The organism is Pseudoflavonifractor intestinihominis, assembly GCF_040096055.1.
GTDB classification, from domain to species: domain Bacteria; phylum Bacillota; class Clostridia; order Oscillospirales; family Oscillospiraceae; genus Pseudoflavonifractor; species Pseudoflavonifractor intestinihominis.
Map to the genome: position 1 here is coordinate 116,108 of NZ_JBBMFK010000005.1, position 26,622 is coordinate 142,729.

General features: G+C 63.9%; 24 protein-coding genes. 9 read left to right on the forward strand and 15 right to left on the reverse strand.

What is annotated here, in order from left to right:
- Nucleotides 1-44 precede the first annotated feature (44 nt).
- The 4 genes from WMO64_RS04805 (at nucleotide 45) to WMO64_RS04820 (ending at nucleotide 5,637) form a co-directional block, all read left to right on the forward strand.
- On the forward strand, nucleotides 45-509 hold the full coding sequence (locus tag WMO64_RS04805; RefSeq protein WP_294516562.1) for a MarR family winged helix-turn-helix transcriptional regulator: 465 nt from the start codon (nucleotides 45-47) through the stop codon (nucleotides 507-509).
- Entirely contained in the window at nucleotides 503-2,650 is a 2,148-nt protein-coding gene (locus WMO64_RS04810; protein WP_349231189.1) for an ABC transporter ATP-binding protein, read from the forward strand. Before WMO64_RS04805 ends, WMO64_RS04810 begins: the two co-directional genes overlap by 7 nt.
- Entirely contained in the window at nucleotides 2,647-4,503 is a 1,857-nt protein-coding gene (locus tag WMO64_RS04815; RefSeq protein ID WP_294516557.1) for an ABC transporter ATP-binding protein, read from the forward strand. Before WMO64_RS04810 ends, WMO64_RS04815 begins: the two co-directional genes overlap by 4 nt.
- 198 nt (nucleotides 4,504-4,701) lie before the next feature.
- Nucleotides 4,702-5,637 (forward strand): GNAT family N-acetyltransferase, encoded by a 936-nt coding sequence (locus WMO64_RS04820; RefSeq protein WP_349231190.1) that lies wholly within the window; start codon nucleotides 4,702-4,704, stop codon nucleotides 5,635-5,637.
- Between the two features lie 247 nt (nucleotides 5,638-5,884).
- On the opposite strand, the gene WMO64_RS04825 is transcribed toward WMO64_RS04820, so the two are convergent.
- The 6 genes from WMO64_RS04825 to WMO64_RS04850 form a co-directional block, all read right to left on the reverse strand.
- Complete coding sequence (locus tag WMO64_RS04825) at nucleotides 5,885-6,754, reverse strand: DegV family protein (RefSeq protein WP_294516551.1); 870 nt, start codon at nucleotides 6,752-6,754, stop codon at nucleotides 5,885-5,887.
- Nucleotides 6,755-6,943: 189 nt separating this feature from the next.
- Nucleotides 6,944-7,744, reverse strand: coding sequence for a hypothetical protein (locus WMO64_RS04830; RefSeq protein ID WP_349231191.1), 801 nt, complete (start codon nucleotides 7,742-7,744; stop codon nucleotides 6,944-6,946).
- Between the two features lie 15 nt (nucleotides 7,745-7,759).
- Nucleotides 7,760-8,266, reverse strand: a complete 507-nt coding sequence (locus tag WMO64_RS04835) for an RNA polymerase sigma factor (RefSeq protein ID WP_349231192.1) — start codon at nucleotides 8,264-8,266, stop codon at nucleotides 7,760-7,762.
- 106 nt (nucleotides 8,267-8,372) lie between these two features.
- Nucleotides 8,373-12,437, reverse strand: a complete 4,065-nt coding sequence (locus WMO64_RS04840; protein WP_349231193.1) for a M56 family metallopeptidase — start codon at nucleotides 12,435-12,437, stop codon at nucleotides 8,373-8,375.
- Nucleotides 12,430-12,792, reverse strand: coding sequence for a BlaI/MecI/CopY family transcriptional regulator (locus tag WMO64_RS04845; RefSeq protein ID WP_294516542.1), 363 nt, complete (start codon nucleotides 12,790-12,792; stop codon nucleotides 12,430-12,432). The genes WMO64_RS04840 and WMO64_RS04845 overlap by 8 nt, the downstream gene beginning before the upstream one ends.
- 153 nt (nucleotides 12,793-12,945) lie before the next feature.
- Nucleotides 12,946-14,310: a D-alanyl-D-alanine carboxypeptidase family protein gene (locus WMO64_RS04850; RefSeq protein WP_294516540.1), complete on the reverse strand. Its 1,365-nt coding sequence runs from the start codon at nucleotides 14,308-14,310 to the stop codon at nucleotides 12,946-12,948.
- Nucleotides 14,311-14,480: 170 nt separating this feature from the next.
- Here WMO64_RS04850 and WMO64_RS04855 point away from each other — a divergent pair, with 170 nt between their 5' ends.
- The 4 genes from WMO64_RS04855 (at nucleotide 14,481) to WMO64_RS04870 (ending at nucleotide 17,927) form a co-directional block, all read left to right on the forward strand.
- The gene (locus tag WMO64_RS04855; protein ID WP_349231194.1) at nucleotides 14,481-14,936 is read left to right on the forward strand and encodes a ComEA family DNA-binding protein; all 456 of its coding nucleotides are present in this window, start codon (nucleotides 14,481-14,483) and stop codon (nucleotides 14,934-14,936) included.
- A 32-nt stretch (nucleotides 14,937-14,968) separates the two neighbouring features.
- Nucleotides 14,969-15,652 carry a response regulator transcription factor gene (locus WMO64_RS04860; protein ID WP_349231195.1) on the forward strand — a complete coding sequence of 228 codons (684 nt, stop codon included), beginning with the start codon at nucleotides 14,969-14,971 and terminating at the stop codon, nucleotides 15,650-15,652.
- Between the two features lie 156 nt (nucleotides 15,653-15,808).
- Nucleotides 15,809-16,669, forward strand: a complete 861-nt coding sequence (locus WMO64_RS04865; protein WP_349231196.1) for a zinc dependent phospholipase C family protein — start codon at nucleotides 15,809-15,811, stop codon at nucleotides 16,667-16,669.
- The gene (locus WMO64_RS04870) at nucleotides 16,659-17,927 is read left to right on the forward strand and encodes an MFS transporter (protein WP_349231197.1); all 1,269 of its coding nucleotides are present in this window, start codon (nucleotides 16,659-16,661) and stop codon (nucleotides 17,925-17,927) included. The genes WMO64_RS04865 and WMO64_RS04870 overlap by 11 nt, the downstream gene beginning before the upstream one ends.
- A 45-nt stretch (nucleotides 17,928-17,972) precedes the next feature.
- On the opposite strand, the gene WMO64_RS04875 is transcribed toward WMO64_RS04870, so the two are convergent.
- The gene (locus WMO64_RS04875; RefSeq protein ID WP_349231198.1) at nucleotides 17,973-18,635 is read right to left on the reverse strand and encodes a YczE/YyaS/YitT family protein; all 663 of its coding nucleotides are present in this window, start codon (nucleotides 18,633-18,635) and stop codon (nucleotides 17,973-17,975) included.
- Between the two features lie 201 nt (nucleotides 18,636-18,836).
- Between WMO64_RS04875 and WMO64_RS04880 the strand changes: the two genes are divergently transcribed.
- Nucleotides 18,837-19,388, forward strand: coding sequence for a PadR family transcriptional regulator (locus WMO64_RS04880; protein ID WP_294516526.1), 552 nt, complete (start codon nucleotides 18,837-18,839; stop codon nucleotides 19,386-19,388).
- Nucleotides 19,389-19,446: 58 nt separating this feature from the next.
- Here WMO64_RS04880 and WMO64_RS04885 read toward each other — a convergent pair whose 3' ends face one another.
- Genes WMO64_RS04885 through WMO64_RS04920 form a run of 8 tightly spaced genes read right to left on the reverse strand, consistent with a single transcriptional unit; the run spans nucleotide 19,447 to nucleotide 26,619 of the window.
- On the reverse strand, nucleotides 19,447-20,586 hold the full coding sequence (locus WMO64_RS04885; protein ID WP_294516524.1) for an aminotransferase class V-fold PLP-dependent enzyme: 1,140 nt from the start codon (nucleotides 20,584-20,586) through the stop codon (nucleotides 19,447-19,449).
- Nucleotides 20,587-20,616: 30 nt separating this feature from the next.
- Entirely contained in the window at nucleotides 20,617-20,859 is a 243-nt protein-coding gene (locus tag WMO64_RS04890; RefSeq protein ID WP_294516520.1) for a putative Se/S carrier protein, read from the reverse strand.
- 8 nt (nucleotides 20,860-20,867) lie between these two features.
- On the reverse strand, nucleotides 20,868-21,491 hold the full coding sequence (gene yedF / locus WMO64_RS04895) for a sulfurtransferase-like selenium metabolism protein YedF (RefSeq protein WP_349231199.1): 624 nt from the start codon (nucleotides 21,489-21,491) through the stop codon (nucleotides 20,868-20,870).
- Between the two features lie 49 nt (nucleotides 21,492-21,540).
- Nucleotides 21,541-22,311, reverse strand: a complete 771-nt coding sequence (locus WMO64_RS04900; RefSeq protein ID WP_349231200.1) for an acyl-CoA dehydratase activase — start codon at nucleotides 22,309-22,311, stop codon at nucleotides 21,541-21,543.
- Nucleotides 22,308-23,474, reverse strand: coding sequence for a double-cubane-cluster-containing anaerobic reductase (locus tag WMO64_RS04905; RefSeq protein WP_294516514.1), 1,167 nt, complete (start codon nucleotides 23,472-23,474; stop codon nucleotides 22,308-22,310). Before WMO64_RS04905 ends, WMO64_RS04900 begins: the two co-directional genes overlap by 4 nt.
- A gap of 27 nt (nucleotides 23,475-23,501) precedes the next feature.
- A complete protein-coding gene (locus WMO64_RS04910) occupies nucleotides 23,502-24,464 on the reverse strand; it encodes an ABC transporter ATP-binding protein (protein WP_349231201.1) in 963 nt (320 codons plus the stop codon).
- A complete protein-coding gene (locus WMO64_RS04915) occupies nucleotides 24,458-25,486 on the reverse strand; it encodes an ABC transporter ATP-binding protein (RefSeq protein ID WP_349231202.1) in 1,029 nt (342 codons plus the stop codon). Before WMO64_RS04915 ends, WMO64_RS04910 begins: the two co-directional genes overlap by 7 nt.
- Complete coding sequence (locus tag WMO64_RS04920; protein WP_349231203.1) at nucleotides 25,483-26,619, reverse strand: M20 metallopeptidase family protein; 1,137 nt, start codon at nucleotides 26,617-26,619, stop codon at nucleotides 25,483-25,485. The genes WMO64_RS04915 and WMO64_RS04920 overlap by 4 nt, the downstream gene beginning before the upstream one ends.
- Nucleotides 26,620-26,622 lie beyond the last annotated feature (3 nt).

The window sequence follows — 26,622 nt, forward strand, 5'->3', positions numbered from 1 at the left end:
AAAGATAACCGCATTAACAATTAGCAAGGAAAGATGGTGAAAGCGTGGAGCACAGAGAGATACAGCGGGAGATCTTCCAGGCCCTGCACCGGTTCGGAAAGCTGAATACCGGGCAGCTCATTGAGACGGAAGGCCTGACCCAGGGGGAGTTCTTCGGGCTCTCCATGCTGCGGGAGCACCTGAAGGAGCATCCGGAGGGGATGCACGTCCGGGAGCTGGCCCAGTGCGCCCGGGTCTCAGCCCCCAGAGTGTCCCGGATGCTGCGGGACATGGAGGAGCGGAACCTCATCGAACGGCGGATCGACAAGTCCGACCGGCGCAATACCTACATCGTCCTCACCGACCAGGGTGAGGCGGCCAGGTGCAGGACGGCGGAGCGGCTGTCCCGGTTCCTGGACCGGGTGGTGGAGCGGATGGGCCAGGAGAATGTCCAGGCCATGATTGACCTGTGGAACCAGTTCTCCGCCATTCTGGAAGACGAACGAGCAAAGGAGACAGAGCAGTGCTGAAATTGATACGCTATCTCAAGCAGGTGAAATGGCCCATCCTGGCCATTATGCTCCTGCTGGTGGTGCAGGCCTGGTGCGACCTGAGCCTGCCGCAGTACACATCGGACATTGTGGATGTGGGCATCCAGCAGGGGGGCATCGAGCACGCCGCCCCCGACCAGATCCGGGACGAGACCATGGAGGACCTGAAGCTCTTCATGGACGAGGACAGCTGGAGCAAGGTGGAGGCCGCCTATACGCTGAATGACGACGGCATCTGGTACCGGAACAAGGTGAGTGAGAGCGCCCTGGAGGAGCTGGACGATGTGTTCGGCATGCCCATGCTCATGCTCTCCGCCATGGAGGAGCAGGGCATGGACGCCGCTACCCTCCAGGCCATGCTCGCCTCCGGCCAGATGACCCTGGAGCAGCTCCAGGCCATGGCGGACCAGGCTCTGGAGCAGTTCGGCACCCAGTCCGACATGATCGTGGAGCAGAAGGCCCTCCTCTTTGTCAAAGAGGAGTATGCCGCCATGGGCCTGGACCTGGACCAGATCCAGATGAACTACCTGCTCTCTACCGGCGGCAAGATGCTGGGCATCTCCCTGCTGATGGCCGCTGCCGCCATCCTGGTGGGCCTGCTGGCCTCCCGCACCGCCGCCCAGCTGGGCATGAGCCTCCGCGGCGACGTGTTCAAGGCCGTCATGTCCTTCTCCAACGCGGAGATCGACAAGTTCTCCACCGCGTCCCTCATCACCCGCTCCACCAACGACATCCAGCAGGTGCAGATGGTGGTGGTGCTCATGCTGCGCATCGTCATCTATGCACCCATCCTGGGCATCGGCGGCATTGTCAAGGTGGCCACCACCCACACCGGCATGGAGTGGATCATCGCCGTGGCCGTGGGCACCGCCCTGGTGCTGGTGGCCCTGCTCATGGGCCTGGCCCTGCCCAAATTCAAGCGGATGCAGACCCTGGTGGACAAGATGAACCTGGTCTCCCGGGAGATCCTCACCGGCCTGCCCGTCATCCGGGCCTTCAGCCGGGAGAAGCACGAGGAGAAGCGCTTCGACCTGGCCAACCTGGACCTGAAGAAGACCCAGCTGTTCACCAACCGGGTCATGACCTTCATGATGCCCATGATGATGCTGCTGATGAACGGCGTGTCCATCCTCATCGTGTGGAACGGCGGCCACGGCATCGACGCGGGCACCATGCAGGTGGGCGATATGATCGCCTTCATCACCTACACCATGCAGATCGTCATGTCCTTCCTCATGATCGCCATGATCGCCATCTTCCTGCCCCGGGCCAGCGTGGCCGCCGAGCGTATCGACGAGGTGCTCCAGACCAAGCCCATCATCCGGGACAAGCGGAAGGTGAAGGACAATACCAAGGAGCAGTGGAAGGGCGTGGTGGCCTTTGAGGACGTGTCCTTCCGCTACCCCGACGCCGGGGCCGACGTGCTGGAGCACATCACCTTCACCGCTCAGCCCGGCCAGACCACCGCCATCATCGGCTCCACCGGCTCGGGCAAGTCCACCCTGCTGAACCTGATCCCCCGGTTCTTCGACGTGAGCTACGGCCGCATCACCATGGACGGCGTGGACATCCGGGACCTGTCCCAGCACAAGCTCCACGAGCTGCTGGGATATGTGCCCCAGAAGGGCGTGCTCTTCTCCGGCGACATTGAGTCCAACCTGAAGTTCGGCGGCGCGAACATCACCGACCAGGCCATGGAGGAGGCGGCGGAGATCGCCCAGGCCAAGGAGTTCATCGACTCCAAGCCCGACGGCTACCACACCCCCATCGCCCAGGGCGGCACCAACGTGTCCGGCGGCCAGAAACAGCGGCTGTCTATCGCCCGGGCCATCGCCAAGAACCCCAGAGTGTTCCTCTTTGACGACTCCTTCTCCGCCCTGGACTACAAGACCGACGTGGTCCTCCGCCGGGCCCTCAACGAGAAGGTAAAGGACGCCACCGTCATCATCGTGGCCCAGCGGATCTCCACCATCCTCCACGCTGACCAGATCGTGGTGCTGGACGAGGGCAGGATCGCAGGCATCGGCACCCACGAGGAGCTGATGAAGACCTGCCCCACTTATCAGGAAATTGCAAGAAGCCAGCTCTCCGCAGCGGAATTGGGAGGTGAGGGAGCATGAGCGAGACGAAACAGACCCACACCCAGCCCCGCCGGGGCCCCATGGGCGGCATGGGCCACGGCGGCATGCGGCCCGGCGAGAAGGCCAAGGACTTCAAGGGCACCATCGGCAAGCTGCTCTCCTACATGGGCAGCTATAAGATCGGACTGTGCTTTGTGCTGCTCTTCGCGGCGGGCTCCACCGTGTTCAATATCTTCGGGCCCAAGATCCTGGGCAACGCCACCACCGAGCTCTTCAACGGCCTGGTGGCCAAGATCAGCGGCACCGGCGGCATCGACTTCGGCCGCATCGCCCAGATTCTCCTCTTCCTCCTGGGCATGTACCTGCTGGCCGCCCTCTTCGGCTCCATCCAGGGCTGGATCATGAGCGGCATCGCCCAGAAGATGGCCTACCGCATGCGCCGGGATATCTCGGAGAAGATCAACCGCATGCCCATGAAGTACTTTGAGTCCCGCACCGTGGGCGAGGTCCTCTCCCGCATCACCAACGACGTGGACACCATGGGCCAGAGCCTGAACCAGAGCATCACCCAGCTCATCACCTCGGTGACCATGATCATCGGCGTGTTCATCATGATGCTCACCATCAGCCCCCTGATGACCCTCATCGCCGTGGTCATCCTGCCCATCTCCATGCTCCTCATCAGCATTGTGATCAAGCACTCCCAGAAGTACTTCAAGGCCCAGCAGGAGTACCTGGGCCACATCAACGGCCAGGTGGAGGAGTGCTACTCCGGCCACAACGTCATCCGGGCTTTCAACCAGGAGGAGACCGTCAAGGCCAGATTTGACGAGACCAACCGCATCCTGTTCCAGTCCGCCTGGAAGAGCCAGTTCTTCTCGGGCATGATGCAGCCCATCATGAACTTTGTGGGCAACCTGGGCTATGTGGCCGTGGCCGTGTCGGGCAGCATGCTGGCCGTGGCCGGGGTCATCAAGGTGGGCGATATCCAGGCCTTCATCCAGTACGTGAAGAACTTCACCCAGCCCATCACCCAGATCGCCCAGGTCTCCAATATGCTCCAGTCCATGGCCGCCGCCGCCGAGCGGGTCTTTGAGTTCCTGGACGAGGAGGAGGAGACCCCCGACCCCGCCCAGCCCGCCTCTCTGGCCGACGTGAAGGGCGGCGTGGACTTCGACCACGTCCACTTCGGCTACAACCCCGACAAGATCATCATCAACGACTTCTCCGCCCACGTGGAGCCCGGTCAGATGGTGGCCATCGTGGGCCCCACCGGCGCGGGCAAGACCACCATGGTCAAGCTGCTCATGCGGTTCTATGACGTCAACTCCGGCGCCATTCGGGTGGACGGCCACGACGTGCGGGACTTCCGCCGGGCCGACCTGCGGGAGACCTTCGGCATGGTGCTCCAGGACACCTGGCTGTTCAAGGGCACCATCATGGAGAACATCCGCTACGGCCGCCTGGACGCCAGCGATGAGGAGGTCATCGCCGCCGCCAAGGCCGCCCACGTCCACCACTTCATCCAGACCCTCCCCGGTGCCTACCAGATGGAGCTCAACGAGGACGCCACCAACATCTCCCAGGGCCAGAAACAGCTTCTGACCATCGCCCGGGCCATCCTGGCCGACAACAAGATCATGATCCTGGACGAGGCCACCTCCTCGGTGGACACCCGCACCGAGCACCTGATCCAGGACGCCATGGCCAACCTGATGAAGGGCCGCACCAGCTTTGTCATCGCCCACCGGCTCTCCACCATCAAGAACGCAGACCTCATCCTGGTGATGAAGGACGGCGACATCGTGGAGCAGGGCAACCACCAGCAGCTGCTGGCCAAGGGCGGCTTCTACGCCGACCTCTACAACTCCCAGTTCGAGGACGTGGGATAAACAAAAGGCGGCACCCGGTTTGATACCGGGTGCCGCCTTTTTTCGCGGGTTGCATTGCTCCTGTGGGGATGGTAAACTGTATTTGTTACGCACAGCCGTGCAAATCATAACAGGGAAAGGATGGTCGTTTATGAAGATGAATCGTGTATGGAGGGTTCACGCTTCCTAACCCTCCAATCGACATTTGGAGGAGAACAGATGAAAAACGAAATCACCATCCGAGAAGCCGTTACAGAAGAGGAGATCGCATTCTTTTGGGCCCAGCTCCGGGCCTACTTCAGCCGGGATATCTTTCCCGATCCGGACAGCGGAGCGCGGGCCCGTTTCCTGGACGACCAATACCGCGCTCATATGGACGCCCTCCATGAGCGGCAGCAGGACCGCTGCTATTACCTGCTGCTGCGCCGGAACGGAGAGGACATCGGCCTGGCGCTGCCGGTGCTGTATCACACGGAGGACGGCAAGTGCTTTCTGTGCGAGTTCTGCGTATTCCCGGAATTTCGGGGAGACGGCACCGGAACGAAATGCGGGGAGCGCTTTCTCGCCTGGGCAAAATCCATGGGCGCGGCCTATGTGGAGCTGAACTGTGACACACCTCAGCGCCAGCGCTTCTGGGGACGGCTGGGCTTCCGGAGGAACGGAGCGGACGAGTGGGGCATGCCGTTGATGCTGCTGCCGCCGGAAGAGGCGCTGCCGATCCGTATTGAACGCCTGACCGACGGCGGAGACTGGCAGCTGAAAAAGCTGGAGAACGGATTCCTCTGTGAAATCGGGGAGGACATGCTCTCGGAAGAGAAGAAGCGCCGCCTGGAACAGGCGGTCTCCCACGGGAAAATCACATACTTCCTTGCAAAGCGGGGCTATCGCGCCGTGGGGATGTGCAGCGTGGCGACTGCCTTTTCCACCTTCGCCTGCGGGGATACAGGAACCTTTGAGGACTTCTATATTGAGCCGGTCTTTCGGGGAAAGGGCATTGCCCGGATGCTGGCGGAGGCGGCGCAGAAGTGGTGCGGGGAGAAGGGCGTCGCCAGCCTGAGCGTCACCTGCGCGCCCTGCGATGAGCAGATGTATCAAGCCCTCGGGTTCCAGATCCCGCTGGGAAGGACCTACGCATATCCGGCAAGCGGAGACTGACCGGTATGGAGATGGAGCGATGGGACCGGGCAATACCAAAATCGAATCAGAATGATTGGATTTTGAAGGACGCGATAGAAATCAGGAGATATGCCACCCATATCGCCCCTGCGCCTTCACGGCGGCTGCCGATATGAGCCAATGCGCTTTTATCCGAATGCCCGGCAGGTAAACAATACATAACAGAGAAAAGCGGCAAATCCCATTGGGATTTGCCGCTTTTTATCCGCTGTGTTTGCACTCCCGGTTACCGGCCCGTGCCCCAGTAGAACAGGGCGATGACACCGGGACCGGTGTGGGCGCCGATGATGGGGCCCATGTGGAAGATGGTGATGTCCGCGTCAGGGTGCCGCTCCAGAATGGTGGCCTTCATGAACTCGGCGTCCGCCAGACAGTCGCCGTGGCAGAGGAACACCTGGCGGTTGACCTCCGGCGTCCAGTCCTTGTCCATGTGGTCGATGAGGGCCAGCATGGAGTTCTTCCTGCCCCGGGCCTTGGCGGTGTTGGTCAGGTGGCCCTCGCTGTCGCAGTGCATCACCGGCTTGATCTGGAGGGCGGAGCCCACCACGGCAGTGGCGGCGGAGATGCGCCCGCCCCGGCGCAGGTGGTTCAGATCCTCCACCGTGAACCAGTGGGCCACGTTCTGCCTGTGGTCCTCCACCCAGGCGGCCAGCTCCTCCACACTCAATCCGGCGTCCCGCTGGGCGGCAGCGCCGGTCACCAGCATACCCTCGCCGGCGGAGGCGGCCAGGGAGTCCACACAGATCAGCTTCCGGTCCGGGTACTTCTCCCGCAGATCCTCCATGCAGATCTTGGCCGCCTGGATGGTGCCCGACAGGCCGGAGGAGAAGCAGATGTACAGCACGTCCAGCCCCTGCTCCAGGCAGCGGGTAAAGTGCTCCTCATAGACCGTGGGGTTGATCTGGGAGGTGGAACCCATCTTGCCCTCACGCATGCCGGCAAAGAAGGCCTCGCTGGTGATATTGCCGCCAGGGCCGAAGGTGTAGGGCACACCGCCCAGCTGGCACTCCATGGGGATGATCTCCACACCGATCTGGTTGGCCCAGGCCTCGGTCAGGTCTGTGGTGGCGTCGGTGATGATCTGATAACCGCTCATGATAACACTCCTTTATTTCCCGTGCGGCAGCCGCCGCACAAATACAATTCCGTCACTATTATACAGTCTGAATTCCCAGGCCGCAAGGACGGAAGTCCAGAGACGGAAAAATATGAGGAAGCAAAGGAAAATAGAATACAAAATGTTATATGAATAAATAAAAGTACGAATCGGATTGAAAAACGGGCCTCAAAGCGACAGCTCCCGCCGGATGGAGGCCCAGACCGTTTGGCTGGGCAGGGCGCCGCTGTCCCGCACCGCCCGGGCGGCACGGCGGCGGGTCATGGGACGTCCGCCTGTCACCGGAGGCCGCCCGGCGGGCTGGAGCAGCATCCGGCGCAGGGGAAAGGCCAGAAACAGCACCAGCAGGAACAGGAGGGGGATAAGGCACCAGGTGAGGTCGGGCTGGGTCTGCCGGGCGGGGAGAAAGGGCTGGGGCAGGGCGGGCGCCTCCACACCCACGGTAGTGGTAATTTGATAGGGCCCCACCGACACCTCCACCATGTCGCCGTACTCCTCCTCAATGCGGGCGGCATAGGCGTCGGCCGCCTCCCGGCCGTCCAGAGTGGTGATGTCAACATGGACGCAGGGCTGGCCATTTGTGCTGAAATCATTGCCCCGGTTGCCCAGCCCTACGACGAGGACCGGGCTGCCCTCCGCGCCCACCAGCTGGGAGAGGGCGGCATGGACCTCCAGCAGCTGAGCCCGGGACCAGCGGCAGGAGGCAAAGGACAGGCCGTCGGCGCTGCCCGCCTGGGCAATGATGGAGTCTATGGCGGACTGGTCCCCGTCCACCACCGCCACGACCACAGAGTTGGCAGCCTCGTTCACCCAGGTGCCGCCCACCATGTCCGGGTAGCCCTCATCCTCCCAGCGCTCCAGCAGCGCCAGGGCGGAGGCCGGGATGTCCGCCTTTGCCTCCGCCCTGGAAGCGGGCAGGAACAGTATCGCCAGAAGAAGTATGGCGAGAAAAACAGCGCGCAGTTTCATAAGTACCTCCAATCGTCATCCGTTCAGATAATCCCGCACCCGCCCCATGGCGGTGTGGTAGCGCCGCAGGGCCGTGCCCAGGGGAATGCCCAGAAGCCGGGCGCACTCCCGAAAGCGGAGCCCGCCGTTGAGGTGCAGGCTCACCAACAGGCGGTCCTCCGGGGAGAGCCGGGCCAGGGCGGCCTCCACGTCCAGCCCCAGGTCCAGGTCGGGCTGGGGAACGGTCAGGCCGCTGTCCTCTAGAGGAAGGGAGGCCCTGCGGGCGCGGAGGTGGTCCACCGCCAGGTTGCGGGCCACCTGAAACACCCACGCCCTGGGGTGGGACACCTCCGGGCCGGGCGGCGACCGGTAGAGCCTGAGAAAGGTCTCCTGGAGCAAATCCTCGGCGCTCTGCCGGTCTCCCACCAGCCGGAGCAGCACGGTGTAGACCGGCGGGGACAGGGCCTCATAGAGGGTGTGGAAGGCCTCACGATCCCCACGCCGCAGCGCGGAGAATAAGCTGTTGAGCTGATGTTCCGTCATGGGCCGCCCTCCTCTCTCTACCTTTTATGACGAAAAGAGGCCCGGTTTTATTCGCACAAAACAGAAAATTTCCGGCCCGCCGGGGAGCGCGGCGGGCCGGAAGGGGTCAGTAGGTGAACAGGGTGGGGAAACAGAGCCCGGCGTTGTCGTCCAGCATGAGGCAGTAGCTGGGAGAGGTGTTTTCCCCGTCGTAGAGATAGAAGAACTGCAGGCTGCCGTGGGTGATGTAGGTGCGGGCATAGGCCAGCCGCTTGTAGGAGGTGTAGTACATCTGTGTGCTGAAGTAGGTGGTACCGAAGAGCTCCTGGTTGAGGTAATAGGACTTGCCCAGAAGGGAACCGTCGTCCCAATAGGAGAAGGTCACGTTCAGCACGTCCACCTCATTGCCTGACGCATCCACCCCGGTGGTGCGGAATTCCTCCGGCCTGCCGTCGGGCAGGAAGGACCAGTCGGAGCGGAAACCGGATACCAGCTCCAGTTCCGTCCCGTCGGTGCCCCAGGGGGTCAGGACCGAGTAGGCCCCGGCGTTGCCCAACAGACCGCATTCATAGGGGTCGTCCGACGCTGCGGGGGCGGTGGTGCTATGGAACCCGAAGGCATAGATATAGGGAATGGCCAGAGGATTGTCTCCGCTCTCCCATACATATCGGAAGCCGCAGCCCCTGCCCGTCTCAGGGTCAAACCAGAGCTGAAGCTGCAGGGTATCATCCAGCGGGGTGTAGTAGACATAATACATATCATCCCAGGTAAATCCATACTCAGCCAGAATCTCCGAGCGGGTGGGGGTGTTCTCGACGGCATAGCTGCCGGTGTCCTCCGCCCAGGTGTATACCGGCACGTCAGGCAGTGTATCCGGATAGAGGGTCAGGGCGCTGGAGCCCGGGTCCAGATGGAAGACGGAGCCGTCAAAGGACAGCTGGGCGGTATAGGTGGCTACATAGCCCAGGGTGTTCCGGACCATCAACTCACAGGTGGCCCGGATGGGAACGGCGGACAGGTCAAAGGCGTTGATGTCGCCGGCGGCTGCTTTCATTCCCGACAGGTCCTCCGACGGGGCGGTCAGGCTGGTAATGTCGCACTCCACCTGACCCTTGGGCCAGGTAATGGCGAGAAGGGCTGTGTCGCCCTCCCGGCGGGCGGAGCTGTCCAGCTGGGCGTTCACCGCCTGGCCCAGGTCCTGCCAGGAGAGGCTGGAGACCTGGCCGAAGTTGCTGTCCTGGAGCTGGAAGATGTGTAGATTCCAGGTGCTGACCCCTGTGCCGGTCCCGGCGGATACCACGGCGGCCAGCTCATGGGCGCCGTCCCCGTCGTAGTCGGCCGTGGCCAGAGTGGCGGGGAGGATCTGGGGACCGGCGTTGTAGGTGAGGTCGGGGAAATAGGCCACCCGGTCCCTATGGCGCAGGAGCATGCCGCTCTGGCCGGTGACGGTCTCGTTGAGCCCGTAGAGGGTGATGTCCATCTTGGGCAGGTCGCCCAGAATGCGGATGGGGGAGGTCTCCCATACCTGGGGGTCGTCAAAGGAACGCTTCACGCCGTTGATATACAGGCTGTCCGGGTCGGGCAGATCGGCGGCGGTCAAGGCTGACGGGTCGCCGATGTCCACACCCCGGGTCCAGGAGCCGTCCCACCGGAGGGTGGCGGTCTCGGTGGAGTTGCCTCCGCTGTCCAGCAGATACAGGGACAGGACGGGGCAGGCATACTCGTCCAGCTCCAGGGAGTGGGCCTCGTAGGCCGCCTCATCCCCGACGGGCAGCACCCCGCCCCGGAGGAGGGAGAAGGTGTCCCAGTTGTCCGAGGTCCAGACGCAAAGGGGCGGCAGACCCTCGCCGCTCAGGGTGAGCATGCCCCAGCTGCCGCAGAGCTGAAGAGAGTCCACCGTATAGAGGGCGTCGGCGGGGATGTCCTCCGGGTAGGCCTGGTCGTAAATCAAAGAGATGTCCAGCTCCCGCCAGGTCTGGCCGCCGTCCCAGGTGACATAGATGGGCGCGCGGTTGAAGAGCCCCTCACAGAGGACGCCGTGGTCCGGGTCGGAGAAGGCGGCGCGCTCGATGTACCACTGGGTGTCCGGGTGGCTATACTCTGTCCAGGTGTAGCCGCCGTCATGGGTGCGGTAAAAATAGGTGTCTGCACTGCCCACACCGGCGCCGACGCCCACCACCGCCCAGCCCTCTCTGGCTGTGGTGAAGCCCATCTGAACCGTGGCGGCCTCCAGGTCCGCCAGGGTCTCCATCTCATTGCGGCCACCCAGGTCCTGATCGGCCCACTGGGCGGGCGCGGGCAGGAGGGGCAGTAGGGGGGTGAGGTCCTCTGCGCCGGGGTAGCGGAGGTAGGGCAGGCCGTCGTCCCCAAAGACACACTGGGGCGGCTGTGCGCCTCCATCCAGCTCCAGCAGTCCGACCCAGCTCTTGGTGGCGCCGCTGGGGTACTGGTAGGTCAGCCGCAGGCCCAGCAGGCCGCCGGGGGCGTCCTCGGGCAGGTAGAAGGCCACGCCGGAGGACAGGCTGGCATCGCCGTCCGTGGACTGGGCGCCCATCCGGCTCAGGGGGTCGCCTGCCTCCGTATAGGTGCTCTCATTCAGGGCGTAGAGCTCCACCGTATACCCCACAGCGTCGGTGGGGTTGGACAGGGAGATGAGGGCATCCGCATCGGTAAGGACCAGGGGCTGGGTCTCCTGTAGCGTGGAGAAAGGAGAGCTGCTCCGCAGGGACAGCTCCTGACCGCCCGCCACCACGGCGGGCTCGGCCCGGTCCACGCCGGTCTGAGTGGAGGGCAGGCGCACCCGGAAGGTGTACCGGACGGTGAGGGCCCGGGCACCGCTGCCCCAGCGGGCAATGAGGCGAATCCCCCGCAGCTCGGTGCCTGTGCCGGTGGAGGCCTCATGGGACCGGAGGGCAAAGGCGGCCGAGCCGTCCGCATCCAGCGAGACATCCAGGGACTGAGAGGGGGCGTCCTGGGCGGAGAGGAGCAGGTCCTCCACCTCCAGCGTGTCGGGCGGGCTGTCGGGGAAGGACAGCTCCACCGAAGCGGCCACCGCGCCGGTAAAGAGGGGGACGCTGTCCCAGTCCAGGACGCCGGTTTCAGGGGCGAGGGTGGTGGAAGAACCTTCAACCGTGACGGTCAGATCAGGGGCGGTGTCGGGCACCTGGGCCGGGTTGGCGGCCAGCATGTAGCAGGAGGCCAGCAGCGCCGCCAGAGCCACTGCCACCAGGGCGGCGGCGGGCCGCTTCCACCGGAGGGCGCCCTTCACCCGGCCCTTTACGTCGTTCTCCCCAAAGGCCAGGGGCACCCGCAGAGGGTGGGCGACGGCCAGGGAGAGCAGGGCGGCAGAATAGTTTTTACGGATATCCTCCGGGCTGCGGCGGAGGACAGCCTCGTCACAGGCGGACTCCATGTCCCGGCAGGAGAGGAACCAACTGACCCACAGAAGCGGATTGAACCAGTGAACCGCCAGGGCCAGAAAGGCCAGCACCTTGACGATGTGGTCCCCCCGGCGGATGTGGGTGCGCTCATGGAGCAGGACATACCGCCGGGTGTCCCCGGATAGGCCCAGGGGAAGATAGATTTTGGGCGGAAAGAAGCCCAGCACAAAGGGGGAGTCCACCCGGTCGCTCTCCCAGGCGCCGTCCGGGGTGCGGACGGCGGCGGACAGCTTCAGACGCAGGCGCAGCCAGGACAGCAGACTCCACAGCCACAGCGCCAGCACGCCCAGGGCCCAAATGACGGACAGCACAGGCAGCACGTCGGTCTCCACGGTGGCGGGGGGAGAGACGCCGTCCGGCCCGGTGACCACATAGGAACCGCCGCCCTCCTCCGGGGCGGGGGAGATGACGGTCCCTCCGGCGGCCACACCGGCCTGATAACGATCATGGTTCTGGGGGCTGTCCCAGATGACCTGGTTGCCGCTCATATCGTCGTCGGAGAAGCCGGCCACCTGTTCCTCCGCCGCAGGGAAGAGGGAGAGCAGGCTCCAATTGCTGGAGAAGGACACCGGGCACACCATACGGAACAGCACCACCGCCCACAGCAGGAACACAATGGCCCTGGGAACTTCCAGTATCCGCATGACAGCCCGGATGAGCAGCACCGCCAGGGCCGCGGCGGCGGCGGTCAGGCTCATGGCCAGCACTGCCTGGAACAGGGCGGGCAGCACGGCGGAAAACAGGTTACTCATCGCCCGCCTCCTCGATCATGCGCCGCAGCTCTTCCGCCTCCGCCTGGGAGAGCTTTTTTCCCCGCAGGAAGGCGGCCACAAAGGCGGGCAGGGAGCCGCCGAAGGACTTCTCCACCACTGACTCGCTCTCGTACTGCTCCACCTGCTCCCGGGGCACCAGGGCGGTGACAGTGGCGTCCTCATTTTGCAGGAAGCCCCGCTGGCACAGTTTGCGGATGAGATTGTAGGTGGTGGGCTTCTTCCAGCCGAAGCGCTCCAGGCACATGCGGGACAGGGCGGTGGAGTTCACCGGCTCCTCCGTCCACACCAGATCCATCAGCCGGTATTCGGCGTCAAACAGCTTATAGTCGTCCATAGCGGGCTCCTTTCCCTGCGAGGTTTGTTAGAACAAATCTCCTTGCAAAACTAGTTTATCGCGACAAACCTGTTCTGTCAAGAGAAAGACGGAAAAACGCAAAAAATCGCCCCACGGAATGATCCGTGGGGCGATGATTTGAAGAAGAGAAGATCAGCGGCGGCGGCGTCCATGGTAGCTGCCGCGGCTCCGGCCGCCGTAGCTCCGCCGGCCGCGCCGGCCGAACAGGGTGAGCCGAAGCACCAGCACCAGAATCAGCACCACCAGCACCAGCAGGAGGATCTTCACCCACAGCTGGCTGAAGAACTTCTCGATCCGGTCCAGGTTGTAGAGCAGCTCGGAGCGCTCCACCGTGTCCACGGCCACCAGGTCCAGGGAGCCGTACTCCTCGCCGTTGTAGGTGAGGGTCACCTTGCCCAGCACCGTGCCCTTCTCCACCGGGGCCTCCAGAGTGTCGTAATACTGCTCCACGTTCTGCTTGAAGTCCTCGGCGGACACGTCGTTGGGCAGCACGGCGGAGAGGGTGCCGTTGGGCTCGGCCACCACGTGGTCGGTCTCGGAGAGGGTCACGGGGATGGACAGCTGGGGCTTGCTGCTGCTCATGATGGACTGGTAGGAGAAGTTGGAGAAGCCCCACTCCAGCAGCTTCTTGCTCTCGGAGAACTGGGTGTACCCGTCGCTGCCGGTGGCGCCCTCGGCCCGCTCACAGCCGGTGACCACGGCGATGAGGGAGCGCTCGCCCTTGGTGGCGGAGGAGGCCAGGCAGTAGCCCGCCTCGGGGGTGTAGCCGGTCTTGATGCCGGTGGCATACTCGTATGTATACCCCTTGTACTTCCAGCTGGTGATGAGGGCGTTGGTGTCCCAGAAGGTGCGCTCCTCGCTCATATTGGTGGCGGGGACCGTGTAGTTCATGGAGGTGACCAGCTCGCGGAAGATATCGTGCTTCATGGCCTCGTTGCAGAACAGGTAGATGTCGTAGGCCGTGGTGTAGTGGTTCTCATCGTGGAGGCCGTGGGGGTTCATGAAATGGGTGTCCTCACAGCCCAGCTCGGCGGCCCGCTGGTTCATCAGGTCCACAAAGGCGGAGATGGAGCCGGCCACCGTCTCGGCCAGCACGTTGCACGCCTCGTTGGCCGAGGGGATCAGGGCACAGGCCAGCACGTCCTTCAGGCTGAGGATCTCGCCCGGCTTCAGGTTCTGGGTGGAGGCGCCGGACATCATGCCGTCGTTTACGTGCTCGCTGACGGTGATCTGCTGGTCCAGGGACAGTTCGCCCCGCTCGATGGCCTCGATGGTCAGCAGACCGGTCATGACCTTGGTGATGCTGGCGGGGTAGGTCCGCTCATGGGCGTTGTGCTCGTAGAGGATCTCGCCGTAGGTGGTGTCCACCAGAATGGCGGACTTGGCGTTCACCACGTAGTCGTCCACAGAATTGGCCGAAGCGGTGGAAAAGGGGGCCAGCATGGCGCAGACCAGCGACAGGGTCAGAAGAAGAGAAAAAAGACGATTTTTTTTCATAGGAAACTCCCGCACACTATGTTATAATATATCCCATAACGCCCCTTTGCCGCAAAAACGGCCGGAAGGGCCACCTCTGCGGCAAAGAATGCGTCTGGACAGACTCGGTTACATAATTCATTATAGCAAAGAAGGACGGGCCGCGCAACGGGAAAGGTGGTTACAATTTGATGAAGATTTCCAGGCTGGAATTTGTGCTGCTTATGCTGACCACCGCCTGCCTTGCCTTCTTTGCCGGGTGGTTCCTGGGAGGGGAGAATTCCGCCGGAACCGTGCAGATCACCGCCCAGTACAGCCTGGAGCCGGAGCTCAGCACCGCACCGTCGGTCTCCCAGCTCCTGCCGACAACCTCCGACCCTCCGGCGGAGACAGAACCTGCGGCAATCACATCTCAGACGCCGTCGCCCTCGCCTGAGGAGACAGAGGGGCAGACCGGCCTGATCAACATCAACACCGCCGGCAGCGAGGAGCTCCAGACCCTGCCCAGCATCGGCGAGAAGCGGGCGGCGGCCATCATCGCATACCGGGAGGAGAACGGCCCCTTCCGCATGGTGGAGGACATCACCAATGTCAGCGGCATCGGCGAGGGGATTTTGTCCCAGATCATCGACTATATTACCGTTTAGTGAGGGCGAACGCCCTGTGGAGGAATCAAACAATGAAAATTCTGGTTGTGGACGACGAGAAGGTGCTGGTCAAGGGCATCAAATTCAACCTGGAGAGCGAGGGCTACCAGGTGGAGACCGGCTATGACGGGGAAGAGGCGGTGGAGCTGGCCCGCAGCGGCGGCTTCGACCTCATCATCCTGGACCTGATGATGCCCAAGATCGACGGCCTCCAGGCCTGCATGCGCATCCGGGAGTTCTCCAACGTGCCTATCATCATGCTCACCGCCCGCAGTGAGGACACCGACAAGATCATCGGGTTTGAGTGCGGCGCCGACGACTATATCACCAAGCCCTTCAACATCCTGGAGCTGAAGGCCCGGGTGCGGGCCCTGCTCCGCCGGGCGGGCATGGCCGCACAGAAGGACAAGAAATCCCGCCTCACCGCCGGACACATCGTGATCGACGCCGACGAGCGCTCCGCCTGGAAGGGGGATACCCCGGTGGACCTGACCGCCAAGGAGTTCGACCTCATCGAGCTGCTCATGCGCAATCCGGGCCGGGTGTACAGCCGGGAGAACCTGCTCAACGTGGTGTGGGGCTATGAGTACGCCGGGGACTACCGCACCGTGGACGTCCACGTCCGCCGTCTGCGGGAGAAGCTGGAGCTGGACCCCGCCCGCCCCGAGTACATCCTCACCAAGTGGGGCGTGGGCTACTACTTCAAGAACAGCTGAATCAGAACACGGCAAGGCCGCCGGGAGAAATTTTCTCCCGGCGGCCTTTATTTTACAAACAGTTTGTCTCCATTTTACAAAAACTGCGGGGAAGGGCCGAAGGGAGGATGGTACAATAGCTGCCGGAACAGAAAATCGAGCAAAAGGAGATTCTCCATGCCATCCACCTACGCCCACAAGTATTTTGGGGACCGGATTCTCCGCCGGGACCCGCGTGCCCTGAAAGGGCTGACACCCGCGCAAAAGGAGCTGTTCGCCATCGGCCTCCACGGGCCGGACATCCTGTTTTACTACAAGGCCCTCACGGTCAACCGGGTCAACACCGTGGGCTTTGAGCAGCACGAGAAGCCGGCAGCCGATTTCTTCGGTCCGGCCGCCGCTCTGGTGCGGGCCATGCCCGCCGGGGAGAGGGGACCCGGCCGGGCCTACCTCATGGGCTTCCTCTGCCACTTCGCTCTGGACAGCGCCTGTCACGGGTATATCGAGCAGAAGATCCACGTCAGCGGCGTCACCCACACGGAGATCGAGGGGGAGTTTGACCGCTGCCTCATGGCCGAACAGGGGCTTGACCCGGTGCGCCAGGACCTGACCGGTCACATCCGCCCCACGGCGGAAAACAGCAGGGTCATCGCCCCCTTCTTTTCCACCGTCACGCCGGAGGAAGTGGAAAAATCCCTGCGGAGCATGATCTTCTACAACCGCCTGCTGGTGGCGCCCAGCGCCTGGAGACGGAATCTGGTGAAGGCTGTGCTCAAGCTGTCGGGCAATTACACCGAGATGCACGGCCTGCTCATCAACCCCCAGCCCGATCCCCGCTGCGCGGACAGCTGCGTCCGCCTCAAAAAGCTGATGGACCGGGCGGAGGAGCGGTGTCTCACCCTGATGGAAGGCTATCTTCCCTGCCTGGAGGGGGAGCGGCCCCTGCCCGCCGGGCTGGAGCTCACCTTTGGCGCCGGGGCCAACTGGCAGAAGATCCCCGTGCTGAGTCTGGAAAAGGAGCTTGTCTATGAAGTTTAAACTGCGGCCCCTGGAGCGCAATTGGGTGCTCTACGATGTGGGCAATTCCGCCTTTACCCTGCTGGTATCCACCATCATGCCCATCTACTTCAACAGCCTGGCCGGTGGGTCGGGCCTCTCCGAGGTGAGCTACCTGGCCTACTGGGGCTACGCCACCTCCATCGCCACCCTGGTGGTGGCCCTGTGCGGCCCGGTGCTGGGCACCATCTCCGATTTCCCCGGCTGGAAAAAGAAGCTCTTCTCCCTCTCCGTGCTGGTGGGGGCCCTGGGCTGTGTGGGCCTGGGCATCATGTCCTCCTGGCTGTGGTTCCTGGTGCTCTTTGTCCTGGCCAAATCGGCCTACTCGGTAAGCCTGGTCATCTATGACTCCATGCTCACCGACATCACCGAGCCTGAGCGGATGGACAAGGTCTCCGCTAACGGCTACGCTTGGGGCTATATCGGCAGCTGCCTTCCCTTTGTCCTCTCCCTGGTGCTGGTGCTGTGCTACGAGCCCCTGGGCATGCCGGTCAACGTGGCCATGGCCCTGGCCTTCCTGCTCATTGCCGCCTGGTGGCTGCTGCTGTCCGTGCCCCTGTGGCGGTCCTATGAACAGCGGCACGCCGTCCCCGCCCGGGGCAGCCGCCTGGGCGAGAGCTTCCGCCGCCTGGGACGGGTGTTCTCCGAGCTCGCCCACAACCGGAAGGCCCTCTTCTTCCTCATCGCCTTCTTCTTCTACATCGACGGCGTGTACACCATCATCGACATGGCCACCGCCTACGGCACCGCCCTGGGTCTGGACACCACCGGGCTGCTGCTGGCGCTGCTGGTGACCCAGATCGTGGCATTCCCCGCCGCCCTCCTCTTCGGCCGCCTCACCGAGCGCTTCTCCTCCGCCAGCCTGATCCTGGTGTGCATCGGCGCCTACTTCCTCATCACCCTCTACGGCATGTGGATGAAGGAGCAGTACCAGTTCTGGGTGCTGGCCGTGTGCGTGGGCATCTTCCAGGGGGCCATCCAGTCCATGTCCCGGGCCTACTTCGCCCGCCTCATCCCGCCGGAGAAGTCCGGCGAGTACTTCGGCCTGTACGACATCTGCGGCAAAGGCGCCTCCTTCCTGGGCACCATCACCGTCTCCGCCGTGAGCCAGCTTACCGGCAGCGTCAACCTGGGCGTGGGCGCCCTGGCCTTTATGTTCGCCGTAGGCGCCATCTTCTTTGTCCAGACAGTGCGGCAGGAGGCGCCCGACGGAAGAAAAGAGGCCGTCCCGGTCCACTGAGCAATAAAAAAATCAGCAGCCCGTCACGGGCTGCTGATTTTTTGCTTATTCGGAACACTCGGGCGCGGGCGTCCCGCCGAACAGGGCCTGAGACATGAACTCCAGCCGGCGGTTGATGAGCCGGGCGATGAAGCCCACCAGCAGGGCGGCCACAATGGTCCCCTCCCGCACGCCGGAGAGCATGTCGGCAAAGACAAAGGAGAGCACCGCCGCCACCACCGTCATGGTCACGTCAAAGGCCACCTTGGTCATGCCGAACTCGGTGGCCCAGCGGAACACCACAGAGCGCACAAAGGACTCGCCGGGCAGCATGACCACGTCGGCCAGCATCTCCATGTACACGCCCACGCCCAGGACCACGCAGCCGATCAGCAGATAGAGCACCTTCATGCCGTACACCTGGGGCTGGACAAAGGAGAGCAGGGCCATGCACAGGTCGATGAAGTACCCGAAGAGAAAGGACACCGGGATCTGAAGAATGTGCTCGGGGCGGAAGTTTTTCCGCAGGATCACCAGCTGGAGCACAATGAGCAGCAGGCTGAACAGCACGGTGAACTGTCCCAGCGTGAGGGGAAAATTCAAGCTGAGCACATAGGGGATCGAGGAGATGGGGGAGGTGCCCAGATCGGCCTTGGTGATCAGAGCCACCCCAAGGGAGTTGACGAACAGTCCAATCAAAAATACCACGTAGCGCTTCAGCTTTTCCATTTCCGAACCAAAACTCCTTCCAAAATATCGTTCCGTCTCCAGGAGGCGGAGTGTTGTTATATTTCATGGTAGCATGGAAAAATAAACATGTCAATTATTACATGTTTAAAATATGGGGAACAAATCATTTGCCGTTTTGGAGGAAATGAAGCCGGGAGTATGGTATAATACCACCATGACCCTGACAGAGGAGGAGAGACCATGGGAACCCTGCGCTATGCCATCCTGGGGCTGCTGAACCGGCGGGATATGTCGGGCTACGACCTGGCCAAGGAGTTTGAGACCACCCTGGCCGAGTTCTGGGGCGCCAAGCACAGCCAGATCTACCCGGAGCTGAAGGCCCTGGCGGACGAGGGCCTGATTGCGTACCAGATCGAGATCTCCGGCACCGTGCTGGAGAAAAAGGTGTACTCCATCACCGGCAGCGGCCGGGCCGCCCTGCGGGCGTGGGCGGAGGGGCAGCTGAAGATAAGGTCCGTGCCCAAGGACGAGTTCCGGCTCCAGCTCTACTTCTCCGACTGCATCCCGCCCCGTCGGCGTATCGCCCTGCTGGAGCCCCAGCTGGAGCAGCACAAGGCCCTGTTGGACCACCTGCGGGAGAATATGGCCAAGTTCAGCCGGGTGCCCCCGGAGGGAGAGGAGGAGTTCAGCGACTACCTGGTGCTGCTGGGGGGCGTCATGCGGGAAGAGGGCTGCTGCGCCTGGCTGGAGCGGTGCATCCAGCTGTGCCGCCAGCGGCTGGGAGAGAACTGAAAAACGGGTGTGTTCCGCCGGAGTTCCGGTGAAACACACCCGTTCTTTTTGTATGCAATCAGCCTTCTGCCAGGTCGGCCACCGCACGGACGGCGGCGTCCACCTCCTCCTCGGTGTTGTACCAGGAGAAGCTGAACCGCACCGCGCCCTGCTCCGTGGTGCCCAGGGCCTGGTGCATCCGGGGCGCACAGTGGGCGCCGGGGCGGGTGGCAATGTCGTAGTCGGTGCTGAGGATGTCGGACACCTCGCTGGAGTCCATGTTCCCGATGTTCAGCGCCACGATGGCGGCCCGGTGGGCCTGGGTGAAGTCCCCGTACACCGTGACCCCCTTCAGGCCTGCGACCCCGTCGTAGAACCGCCGCATCAGGGCCTCCTCCCGGCGGGCGATGGTGTCCACGCCGGTGGCCTCGATAAAGTCCAGGGCGGCGGAGAGGCCCATGATGCCGTGGCTGTTCAGAGTGCCCGCCTCCAGCCGGGTGGGGTATTCCTCCGGCTGGGTTTTACTGTAAGACTGCACCCCCGAGCCGCCCACCTTCCAGGGGCGGATCTCCACACCGGGGCGGACGCACAGCCCGCCGGTGCCCTGGGGGCCCATCAGGCCCTTGTGGCCGGTGAAGCAGAGGATGTCGATGCCCATGGCCTCCATGTCGATGGGGGCGGCCCCGGCAGTCTGGGAGGCGTCCACGATGAAGAGCAGGCCGTGGGCCTTGGCAATGGCCCCCACCCGGGCGATGTCGATCATGTTGCCCGTCAGATTGGAGGCGTGGGTGCACACGATGGCCTTTGTCTCGGGCCGGATGAGGGTCTCAAAGGCGGACATGTCCGGGCGGCCCTGCTTGTCGGCGGGCACAAAGCTGAGGGCCACGTTTCGCTCCGCCTCCAGCCGGTACAGGGGACGGAGGACGGAGTTGTGCTCCAGGTCGGTGGAGATCACATGGTCCCCGGGGGATAATGTGCCGTTGATGGCGATGTTCAGGGCCTCGGTGGAGTTGCAGGTGAAGACCACATGGTCCGCCCGGGGGCAGCCCAACAGCTTTGCCAGCTTGCACCGGGCGTCATACACCGCCCGGGAGGCCTGTAGGGCGCTGCCGTGGGCGCCCCGGGAGGCGTTGCCCATGGTGGTCATGGCGTTCACCACCGCGTCGATGACCTGGGGCGGCTTCTGCCGGGTGGTGGCCGCGTTGTCCAGATAGATCAAGGGAACTCATCTCCTATGGCTTTTTCGGGGTCAAACCCACAGCTCCAGCACCCGGGTCTCCTGCCAATGCATGCCCGCGTCCGTCATGGCGGACAGCAGCTGCTCCTGGGCCTCCACGGGGGCCTTCCAGGCCAGGCCGCAGCCCGCGCTGATCTCACGGGGCACCGGGATCAGTCGGCCCGGCAGGCCGTTTTTGCCGCAGAACTGCTCCATGCCCATGGCGTCGGTGGTGGTGGAAAAGGTGATGATAAGGGCAGGCTTTTTCTCCCGCATGGCGCGCCTCAGGGCCGGACGACCCGGCCGGCGGAGCTCATCTTCTCCACAATGTCGTACATGTTGGTGACGCCGCCCACCTTCAGCTTGTCGGTCAGGCCGAAGAAGTTCAGACAGGTGCCGCAGGTGAGGATCTCCACGCCCTGGGCCTCCAGGCTCTTCAGGTCGTCCAGAGAGGCGGAGCCCTCGGTGGTCAGCTTGGCGCCGCCGTTGTAGAAGAGGATGGTCTTGGGCAGGGTGTCCTGCTGGGTGAGGGCGAAGATGAAGCTCTTCATCAGCGTGGCACCCAGCTCGTCACTGCCGGTGCCCATGCAGGGGGAGGAGATGACCACCACGGTGCTGCTCCGGCCGGTGCCGGCGGGCACCAGGCAGGTCTCGCTGTCGTCATCCTGGGCCTGGGCCGCGGGGGCGCCGGTGACCTCCATCACCACCCGGAACTCCTTGTCGCCCAGCTTCTCAGACTTGACGGCGTAGCCGTTGTTGTTGGCCAGACGGGTCAGGTTCTGTACGGCGGTCTCGTTGTCCACCAGGACCTCCACCGTGCCGGGGCCGGCAAGCTCCTTGATGGCGTTCTTGGTCTTGATGACAGGGATGGGGCAGGGGTCGCCCATGGCGTTTACTTTTTTCAGCATATCAATCAGTCCTCCTGTTCTGTATGTGGATGGTTTTCCATGTATTTTGCTACTTGGACGTCTTGCCCCGGGCAATGAGAGCCGCGCCCAGGGCGCCGGCATACCGGCCCAGGGGGTGGGTGAGGACGGGCCGTTTGAGCTTGTGGGACAGCCGGTCCACCAGGTAGGCGCTGTCGCACAGGCCGCCGGTGAGAAACAGGTCCCCCTTCAGGGTGTGCCGGGCGCACAGGCCCGCCACCTTGCTCACCACCGAGTCCACCACGCCGGCGGCGATGTCCTCCCGCTTCTCCCCGGCGCCGATGTGGCTGATGACCTCGCTCTCGGCAAACACGGTGCACATGGAGCTGATGGCCAGAGGGGTCCCCGCCTCCGCCAGGGTGAACAGCTCGGTCAGGTCCACCCCCAGGCGATTGGCCATGATCTCCAGGAACTTGCCCGTGCCCGCCGAGCACTTGTCGTTCATGAGAAAGCTGGTGGGCATGCCGTTTTCCACGGTGATGACCTTGGTGTCCTGGCCGCCGATGTCCACGATGGTGCAGTCCTGGCCCAGCAGGTACCAGCCGCCCCGGCCGTGGCAGGTGATCTCCGTCACCGTCTTGGCCGCGTAGTCCACCGCCACCCGGCCGTAACCGGTGGCGATGATCTTCATGTCCTCCCCGATGGGATGGCCGTCCGCCTCCAGCCGGCGGGCGATCTCAACGGAGGTCTCCTTGCTGCTCCAGCCCGTGGGCAGGACAAAGTGGTCCACCATGTCCGTCCCGTCCAGCACCACCACCTTGGAGGCGGTGGAGCCGATGTCGATTCCGGCAAAGTACTTCATTTCTCAATCGTCTCCAGGAAGGCGGCAAGGCGGGTGTTGATCTGACCCTTGTCCGCCTGAGAGTAGTCGGTCTCAATGTTCAGGTAGGGCAGGCCCTTCTCCTGGGTGACAAAGCGCTTGATGAAGAAAGCCTCCACATCGTAAGTATGACAGGATTGGAGCACAATTTCAATCACCCCGTCCACCGCGTAGGAGTCGATCATCTCGCCGATGTAGTTCCGGCGGCTGTCGTTGGGGCTCATGACCGAGCAGTTAATGTTGAGATACTTCACAGCCAGGGCGTGGTACACGTCGGGGTCGGACTCGTCCACCTTCTCCACCTTTTCCCGGATGCCGTTGCAGGTGTCGAAGGCCACCACGTCGGCCCCCAGCTCCTCCACGGCCTTGATGATCTTCTCCCGCACGCCCGCGTTGGGACAGCCGGTGACCAGCAGGCGGGGCCGGTCGGTGGGCAGGGAGTCCTTGTTAGCCTTCCACTGCTCCAGCACCTCCGCCGTCCGGGCCTCGATGATGTTGCACCGCTGGTCCAGGTCAAAGGAGAAGCTGCCCGCGTCCACACGGGTGCCCATCTCATAGCCGCTCATGGGGGCCGGGTTCAGCTTGCCCAGCTCCAGGTAGCGGAGCATCACGTCCCGCTCCCGGTTCTTCCGTTTGATGGCCTGGCGGATGTCGTCCTCGGTGATGGTGACGCCGTAAAAGTCCTCCAGCTTGCGCTTGAAGGCGATGATCTGGTCCCGCCAGAAGGCCAGCGCGGCCTCGTCCCGGCTGTGGGGCAGCTGCATGACATAGGTGTCCTTGATCTCATTGAGAAGCTCAAACATCTTCTTCTTGCCGTCGCAGGTGGTCTCGCCCACCACAAAGTCGGAGAAGTAGAAGTAGGGGCAGGTATCGGTGAGGGCAAAGCCGTAGCTGGCCTTGATGAGGGGGCACAGGTTCCGGGGCAGGTTGGCCTCGGCGGCGGGGATGGGCTCCTCGGTGAAGGCGCACAGCCCCACGGGCAGGGCCCCCGCCGCGTACACCAGCTCGGTGGGCACAAAGGAGCAGAACATGCCCACCACACGGGCGCCCTGGTCCTTCAGCTGCTTCATGCGCAGGAAGCCCGCCTTTCGGGCCTCTCCGTAGGTCTCAAAGTCGGCGGGCAGCTTGATGTTGGTCTGTTCCATCTCGGACATCTCCCTTTTTTAAAATAATCAGACAATATGGCAGGCCACGGAGTGGCCGGGGGCAATCTCTCGGAGGACCGGCGCCTCCTGGGCGCAGCGGTCGGTGGCGTAGGGGCACCGGCTGTGGAACCGGCAGCCCGGCGGCGGGTCGATGGGGCTGGGCACCTCGCCCTCCAGCACGGTGCGCACCCGCTGCTCCTCCACCCGGGGGTTAGGGATGGGAATGGCGGACAGGAGGGCCCTGGTATAGGGGTGGGCCGGGTGGGCGTACAGCTCGGAGGAGGTGGTGATCTCCACGATGGTGCCCAGGTACATGACCGCCACCCGGTCGGAGATATGCTTGACCATGGAAAGGTCGTGGGCAATGAACAGATAGGTCAGGCCCCGCTCCTCCTGGAGGCGCACCAGCAGGTTGACGATCTGGGCCTGGATGGACACGTCCAGAGCGGAGATGGGCTCGTCGCAGAGGACGAACTCCGGGTCCACCGCCAGGGCCCGGGCGATGCCGATGCGCTGGCGCTGGCCGCCGGAAAACTCGTGGATGTACCGCCCGGCGTGCTCCTTGCTCAGGCCCACCAGCTCCAGCAGCTGGTACACCCGCTCCCGCCGCTCTTTGGCGGAGGGGCAGATGCCGTGGTTGCGCATGCCCTCGGCCACAATTTCCTCCACCCGCAGGCGGGGGTCCAGGGAGGCGTAGGGGTCCTGAAAGATGGTCTGCACCTGCTTGGTGAAGGCCTTGCGCTCCTTGCCCCGGAGGCTGTGGACGTCCTTGCCCCGGTAGAGCACCTGGCCGCCGGTCTTGTTGTAGAGCCCCACGCAGGTGCGGCCGCAGGTGGTCTTGCCGCAGCCCGACTCGCCCACCAGACCCAGGGTCTCCCCCCGGCGGATGGTGAAGCTGACACCGTCCACCGCCTTCAGCAGTCCGCCGGCGGTGCGGAAGTATTTCTTGAGATCCTTGACCTCAAGGGCTGTCTCGTTTTGTTCTAACATAGTACACCGTCCCCTGCCTGAAATGGAAGATCGCTCTTGGGTGCGTCGGGGTGATGGAGCCAGCAGGTGCAGGTGTGGTTCCCGGAGAAGGATACCTGGGGCGGCTTCTCTTCCGTGCAGATCTCCATGCACCAGGGGCACCGGGGGGCGAAGGGACAGCCCGCCGGGGGAGAGATCAGGTCGGGGGGCATGCCGTCAATGGACACCAGCTGCTTCTTCCCGTCCAGGTCCAGCCGGGGGATGGACCGGAGCAGGGACCAGGTGTAGGGGTGGCGCTGGTCGTAGAAGATGTCGTCCCGGGCGCCGTACTCCACGATGCGCCCGGCGTACACCACCGCGATGTTCTGGGCGATGTCCGCCACCACCCCCAGGTCGTGGGTGATGAGCAGCACGGACATGTTGAATTTCTGCTGCATCTCCTTGATGAGCTTGATGATCTGGGCCTGAATGGTCACATCCAGGGCGGTGGTGGGCTCGTCGGCGATGAGCAGCTTGGGGCCGCAGGCCAGGGCCATGGCGATCATAGCCCGCTGGCGCATGCCGCCGGAGAACTCATGGGGGTACTGCCTGGCCCGCTCCTGGGGCTGGGAGATGCCCACCAGGGAGAGCATCTCCACCGCGCGGGCCATGGCCTGGGCGCGGCCCGCCATATGGTGGACCGTCAGGTTCTCCGCGATCTGCCGCCCCACCGTCACCGTGGGGTTGAGGGCGGCCAGGGCGTCCTGAAAGATCATGGCGCACTCTTTGCCACGAAAGGCGGACCACTCCGCGGGGGTGAAGTCCAGCACGTTCTTCCCCTCAAAGAGCACCTGGCTGCCCGGCTTGACCTCGCCGGGGGGGCAGTTGATCAGCCCCATCAGGGCCTTGGCGCTCACCGACTTGCCGCAGCCCGACTCGCCCACCACGGCCAGGGTCTCGCCCCGCCCCATGGAGAAGGACAGGCCCCGCACCGCCTGGACCTCGCCGGCGTAGGTGCGGTAGGACACCCGCAAGTCCTTGACCTCCAAAAGCGTCTGACTCACAGGCATCCTCCTCTCAGATATTCCTCCGCATAGCGGGCGTACAGCCGGCTGCCCGGCGCCAGGGCGTCCTCGTCCAGAGTGAAGCACTCGTGGTGGATAGGGTGGTCCCCGCCGGTGCCCAGAAAGGCGTACACCCCGGGGACACGCTGGGTGTAGTAGGAAAAATCGTCCGATCCGGTGCCCATGGGCAGCTCCGCCGCCTCCAGCAGTCCGGCGGCGGCCCGCTCCGCCACGGCGGAACAGGCGGCGTCGTTGACCACGGGGGACAGGCCCATACCGCACTTCAGGTCTATGGTCACCCGGAAGGCCTCCGCCGTGCCCCGGAGCACCCGCTCCAACGCGGCGGGGAGCATCTCCTTCAGCGCCGGGTTCTGATACCGGATGGTGCCGGTGAGTTTGGCCTCGCCGGCCAGGATATTGGCGGCGGTACCGGCGTGGAAGGTGCCCACCGTGATGACCACAAAGTCCCGGGGGCTCACCTCCCGGCTGACCACCGTCTGGAGGGCGGATACCATGGCGCAGGCCGCCGGGATGACGTCGATCCCCTCGTGGGGAGCGGAGCCGTGGCCGCTCTTGCCCCTGACGGTCAGGGAGAAGAAGCCGCAGCCGCTCATGCGCACCCCGGGCTGCACGCTGACCGCGCCGCAGGGCAGGTTAGGGGCCACGTGGACGGCAAAGGCTGTGTCCACGCCGTCCAGTATCCCGGCCTCCAGCAGGGCACGGCCCGCCCCGGCGAACTCCTCCGCCGGCTCAAACACCAGCCGCACCCGGCCGGGCAGGGCCTCCCGCTCCTCCCACAGCAGGGCGGCGGCCCCCAGCAGCATGGCGGTGTGGGCGTCGTGGCCGCAGGCGTGCATCACCCCGGGGACCCGGGAGGCGAAGGGCAGGCCGGTGGCCTCCTGGATGGGCAGGGCATCCATGTCCGCCCGCAGCAGCACAGTGGGGCCGGGGCGGCCGCCGGAAATCTCGGCCACCACGCCGGTTTCCCCCACCATATGGAAGGGGATGGACCGGGCGGACAGCTCTTCCTGCACCCGGCGGCTGGTCTCAAACTCCTTGAGCCCCAGCTCGGGCTCCTGGTGGAAGGCCCGGCGCAGGCCCACCACATAATCTCTGAGCATCTGTTCTTCCATGCC

Coding starts and splice junctions, on each gene's coding strand:
- WMO64_RS04835 (WP_349231192.1), bottom strand. CDS start 8,266: ATGACGGAACATCAGCTCAACAGCTTATTCTCCGCGCTGCGGCGTGGG.
- WMO64_RS04840 (WP_349231193.1), bottom strand. CDS start 12,437: ATGAGTAACCTGTTTTCCGCCGTGCTGCCCGCCCTGTTCCAGGCAGTG.
- WMO64_RS04880 (WP_294516526.1), top strand. CDS start 18,837: ATGGGAACCCTGCGCTATGCCATCCTGGGGCTGCTGAACCGGCGGGAT.
- WMO64_RS04850 (WP_294516540.1), bottom strand. CDS start 14,310: ATGAAAAAAAATCGTCTTTTTTCTCTTCTTCTGACCCTGTCGCTGGTC.
- WMO64_RS04865 (WP_349231196.1), top strand. CDS start 15,809: ATGCCATCCACCTACGCCCACAAGTATTTTGGGGACCGGATTCTCCGC.
- WMO64_RS04815 (WP_294516557.1), top strand. CDS start 2,647: ATGAGCGAGACGAAACAGACCCACACCCAGCCCCGCCGGGGCCCCATG.
- yedF (WP_349231199.1), bottom strand. CDS start 21,491: ATGCTGAAAAAAGTAAACGCCATGGGCGACCCCTGCCCCATCCCTGTC.
- WMO64_RS04855 (WP_349231194.1), top strand. CDS start 14,481: ATGAAGATTTCCAGGCTGGAATTTGTGCTGCTTATGCTGACCACCGCC.
- WMO64_RS04905 (WP_294516514.1), bottom strand. CDS start 23,474: ATGGAACAGACCAACATCAAGCTGCCCGCCGACTTTGAGACCTACGGA.
- WMO64_RS04830 (WP_349231191.1), bottom strand. CDS start 7,744: ATGAAACTGCGCGCTGTTTTTCTCGCCATACTTCTTCTGGCGATACTG.
- WMO64_RS04860 (WP_349231195.1), top strand. CDS start 14,969: ATGAAAATTCTGGTTGTGGACGACGAGAAGGTGCTGGTCAAGGGCATC.
- WMO64_RS04900 (WP_349231200.1), bottom strand. CDS start 22,311: ATGAAGTACTTTGCCGGAATCGACATCGGCTCCACCGCCTCCAAGGTG.
- WMO64_RS04820 (WP_349231190.1), top strand. CDS start 4,702: ATGAAAAACGAAATCACCATCCGAGAAGCCGTTACAGAAGAGGAGATC.
- WMO64_RS04845 (WP_294516542.1), bottom strand. CDS start 12,792: ATGGACGACTATAAGCTGTTTGACGCCGAATACCGGCTGATGGATCTG.
- WMO64_RS04890 (WP_294516520.1), bottom strand. CDS start 20,859: ATGCGGGAGAAAAAGCCTGCCCTTATCATCACCTTTTCCACCACCACC.
- WMO64_RS04910 (WP_349231201.1), bottom strand. CDS start 24,464: ATGTTAGAACAAAACGAGACAGCCCTTGAGGTCAAGGATCTCAAGAAA.
- WMO64_RS04920 (WP_349231203.1), bottom strand. CDS start 26,619: ATGGAAGAACAGATGCTCAGAGATTATGTGGTGGGCCTGCGCCGGGCC.
- WMO64_RS04870 (WP_349231197.1), top strand. CDS start 16,659: ATGAAGTTTAAACTGCGGCCCCTGGAGCGCAATTGGGTGCTCTACGAT.
- WMO64_RS04875 (WP_349231198.1), bottom strand. CDS start 18,635: ATGGAAAAGCTGAAGCGCTACGTGGTATTTTTGATTGGACTGTTCGTC.
- WMO64_RS04825 (WP_294516551.1), bottom strand. CDS start 6,754: ATGAGCGGTTATCAGATCATCACCGACGCCACCACAGACCTGACCGAG.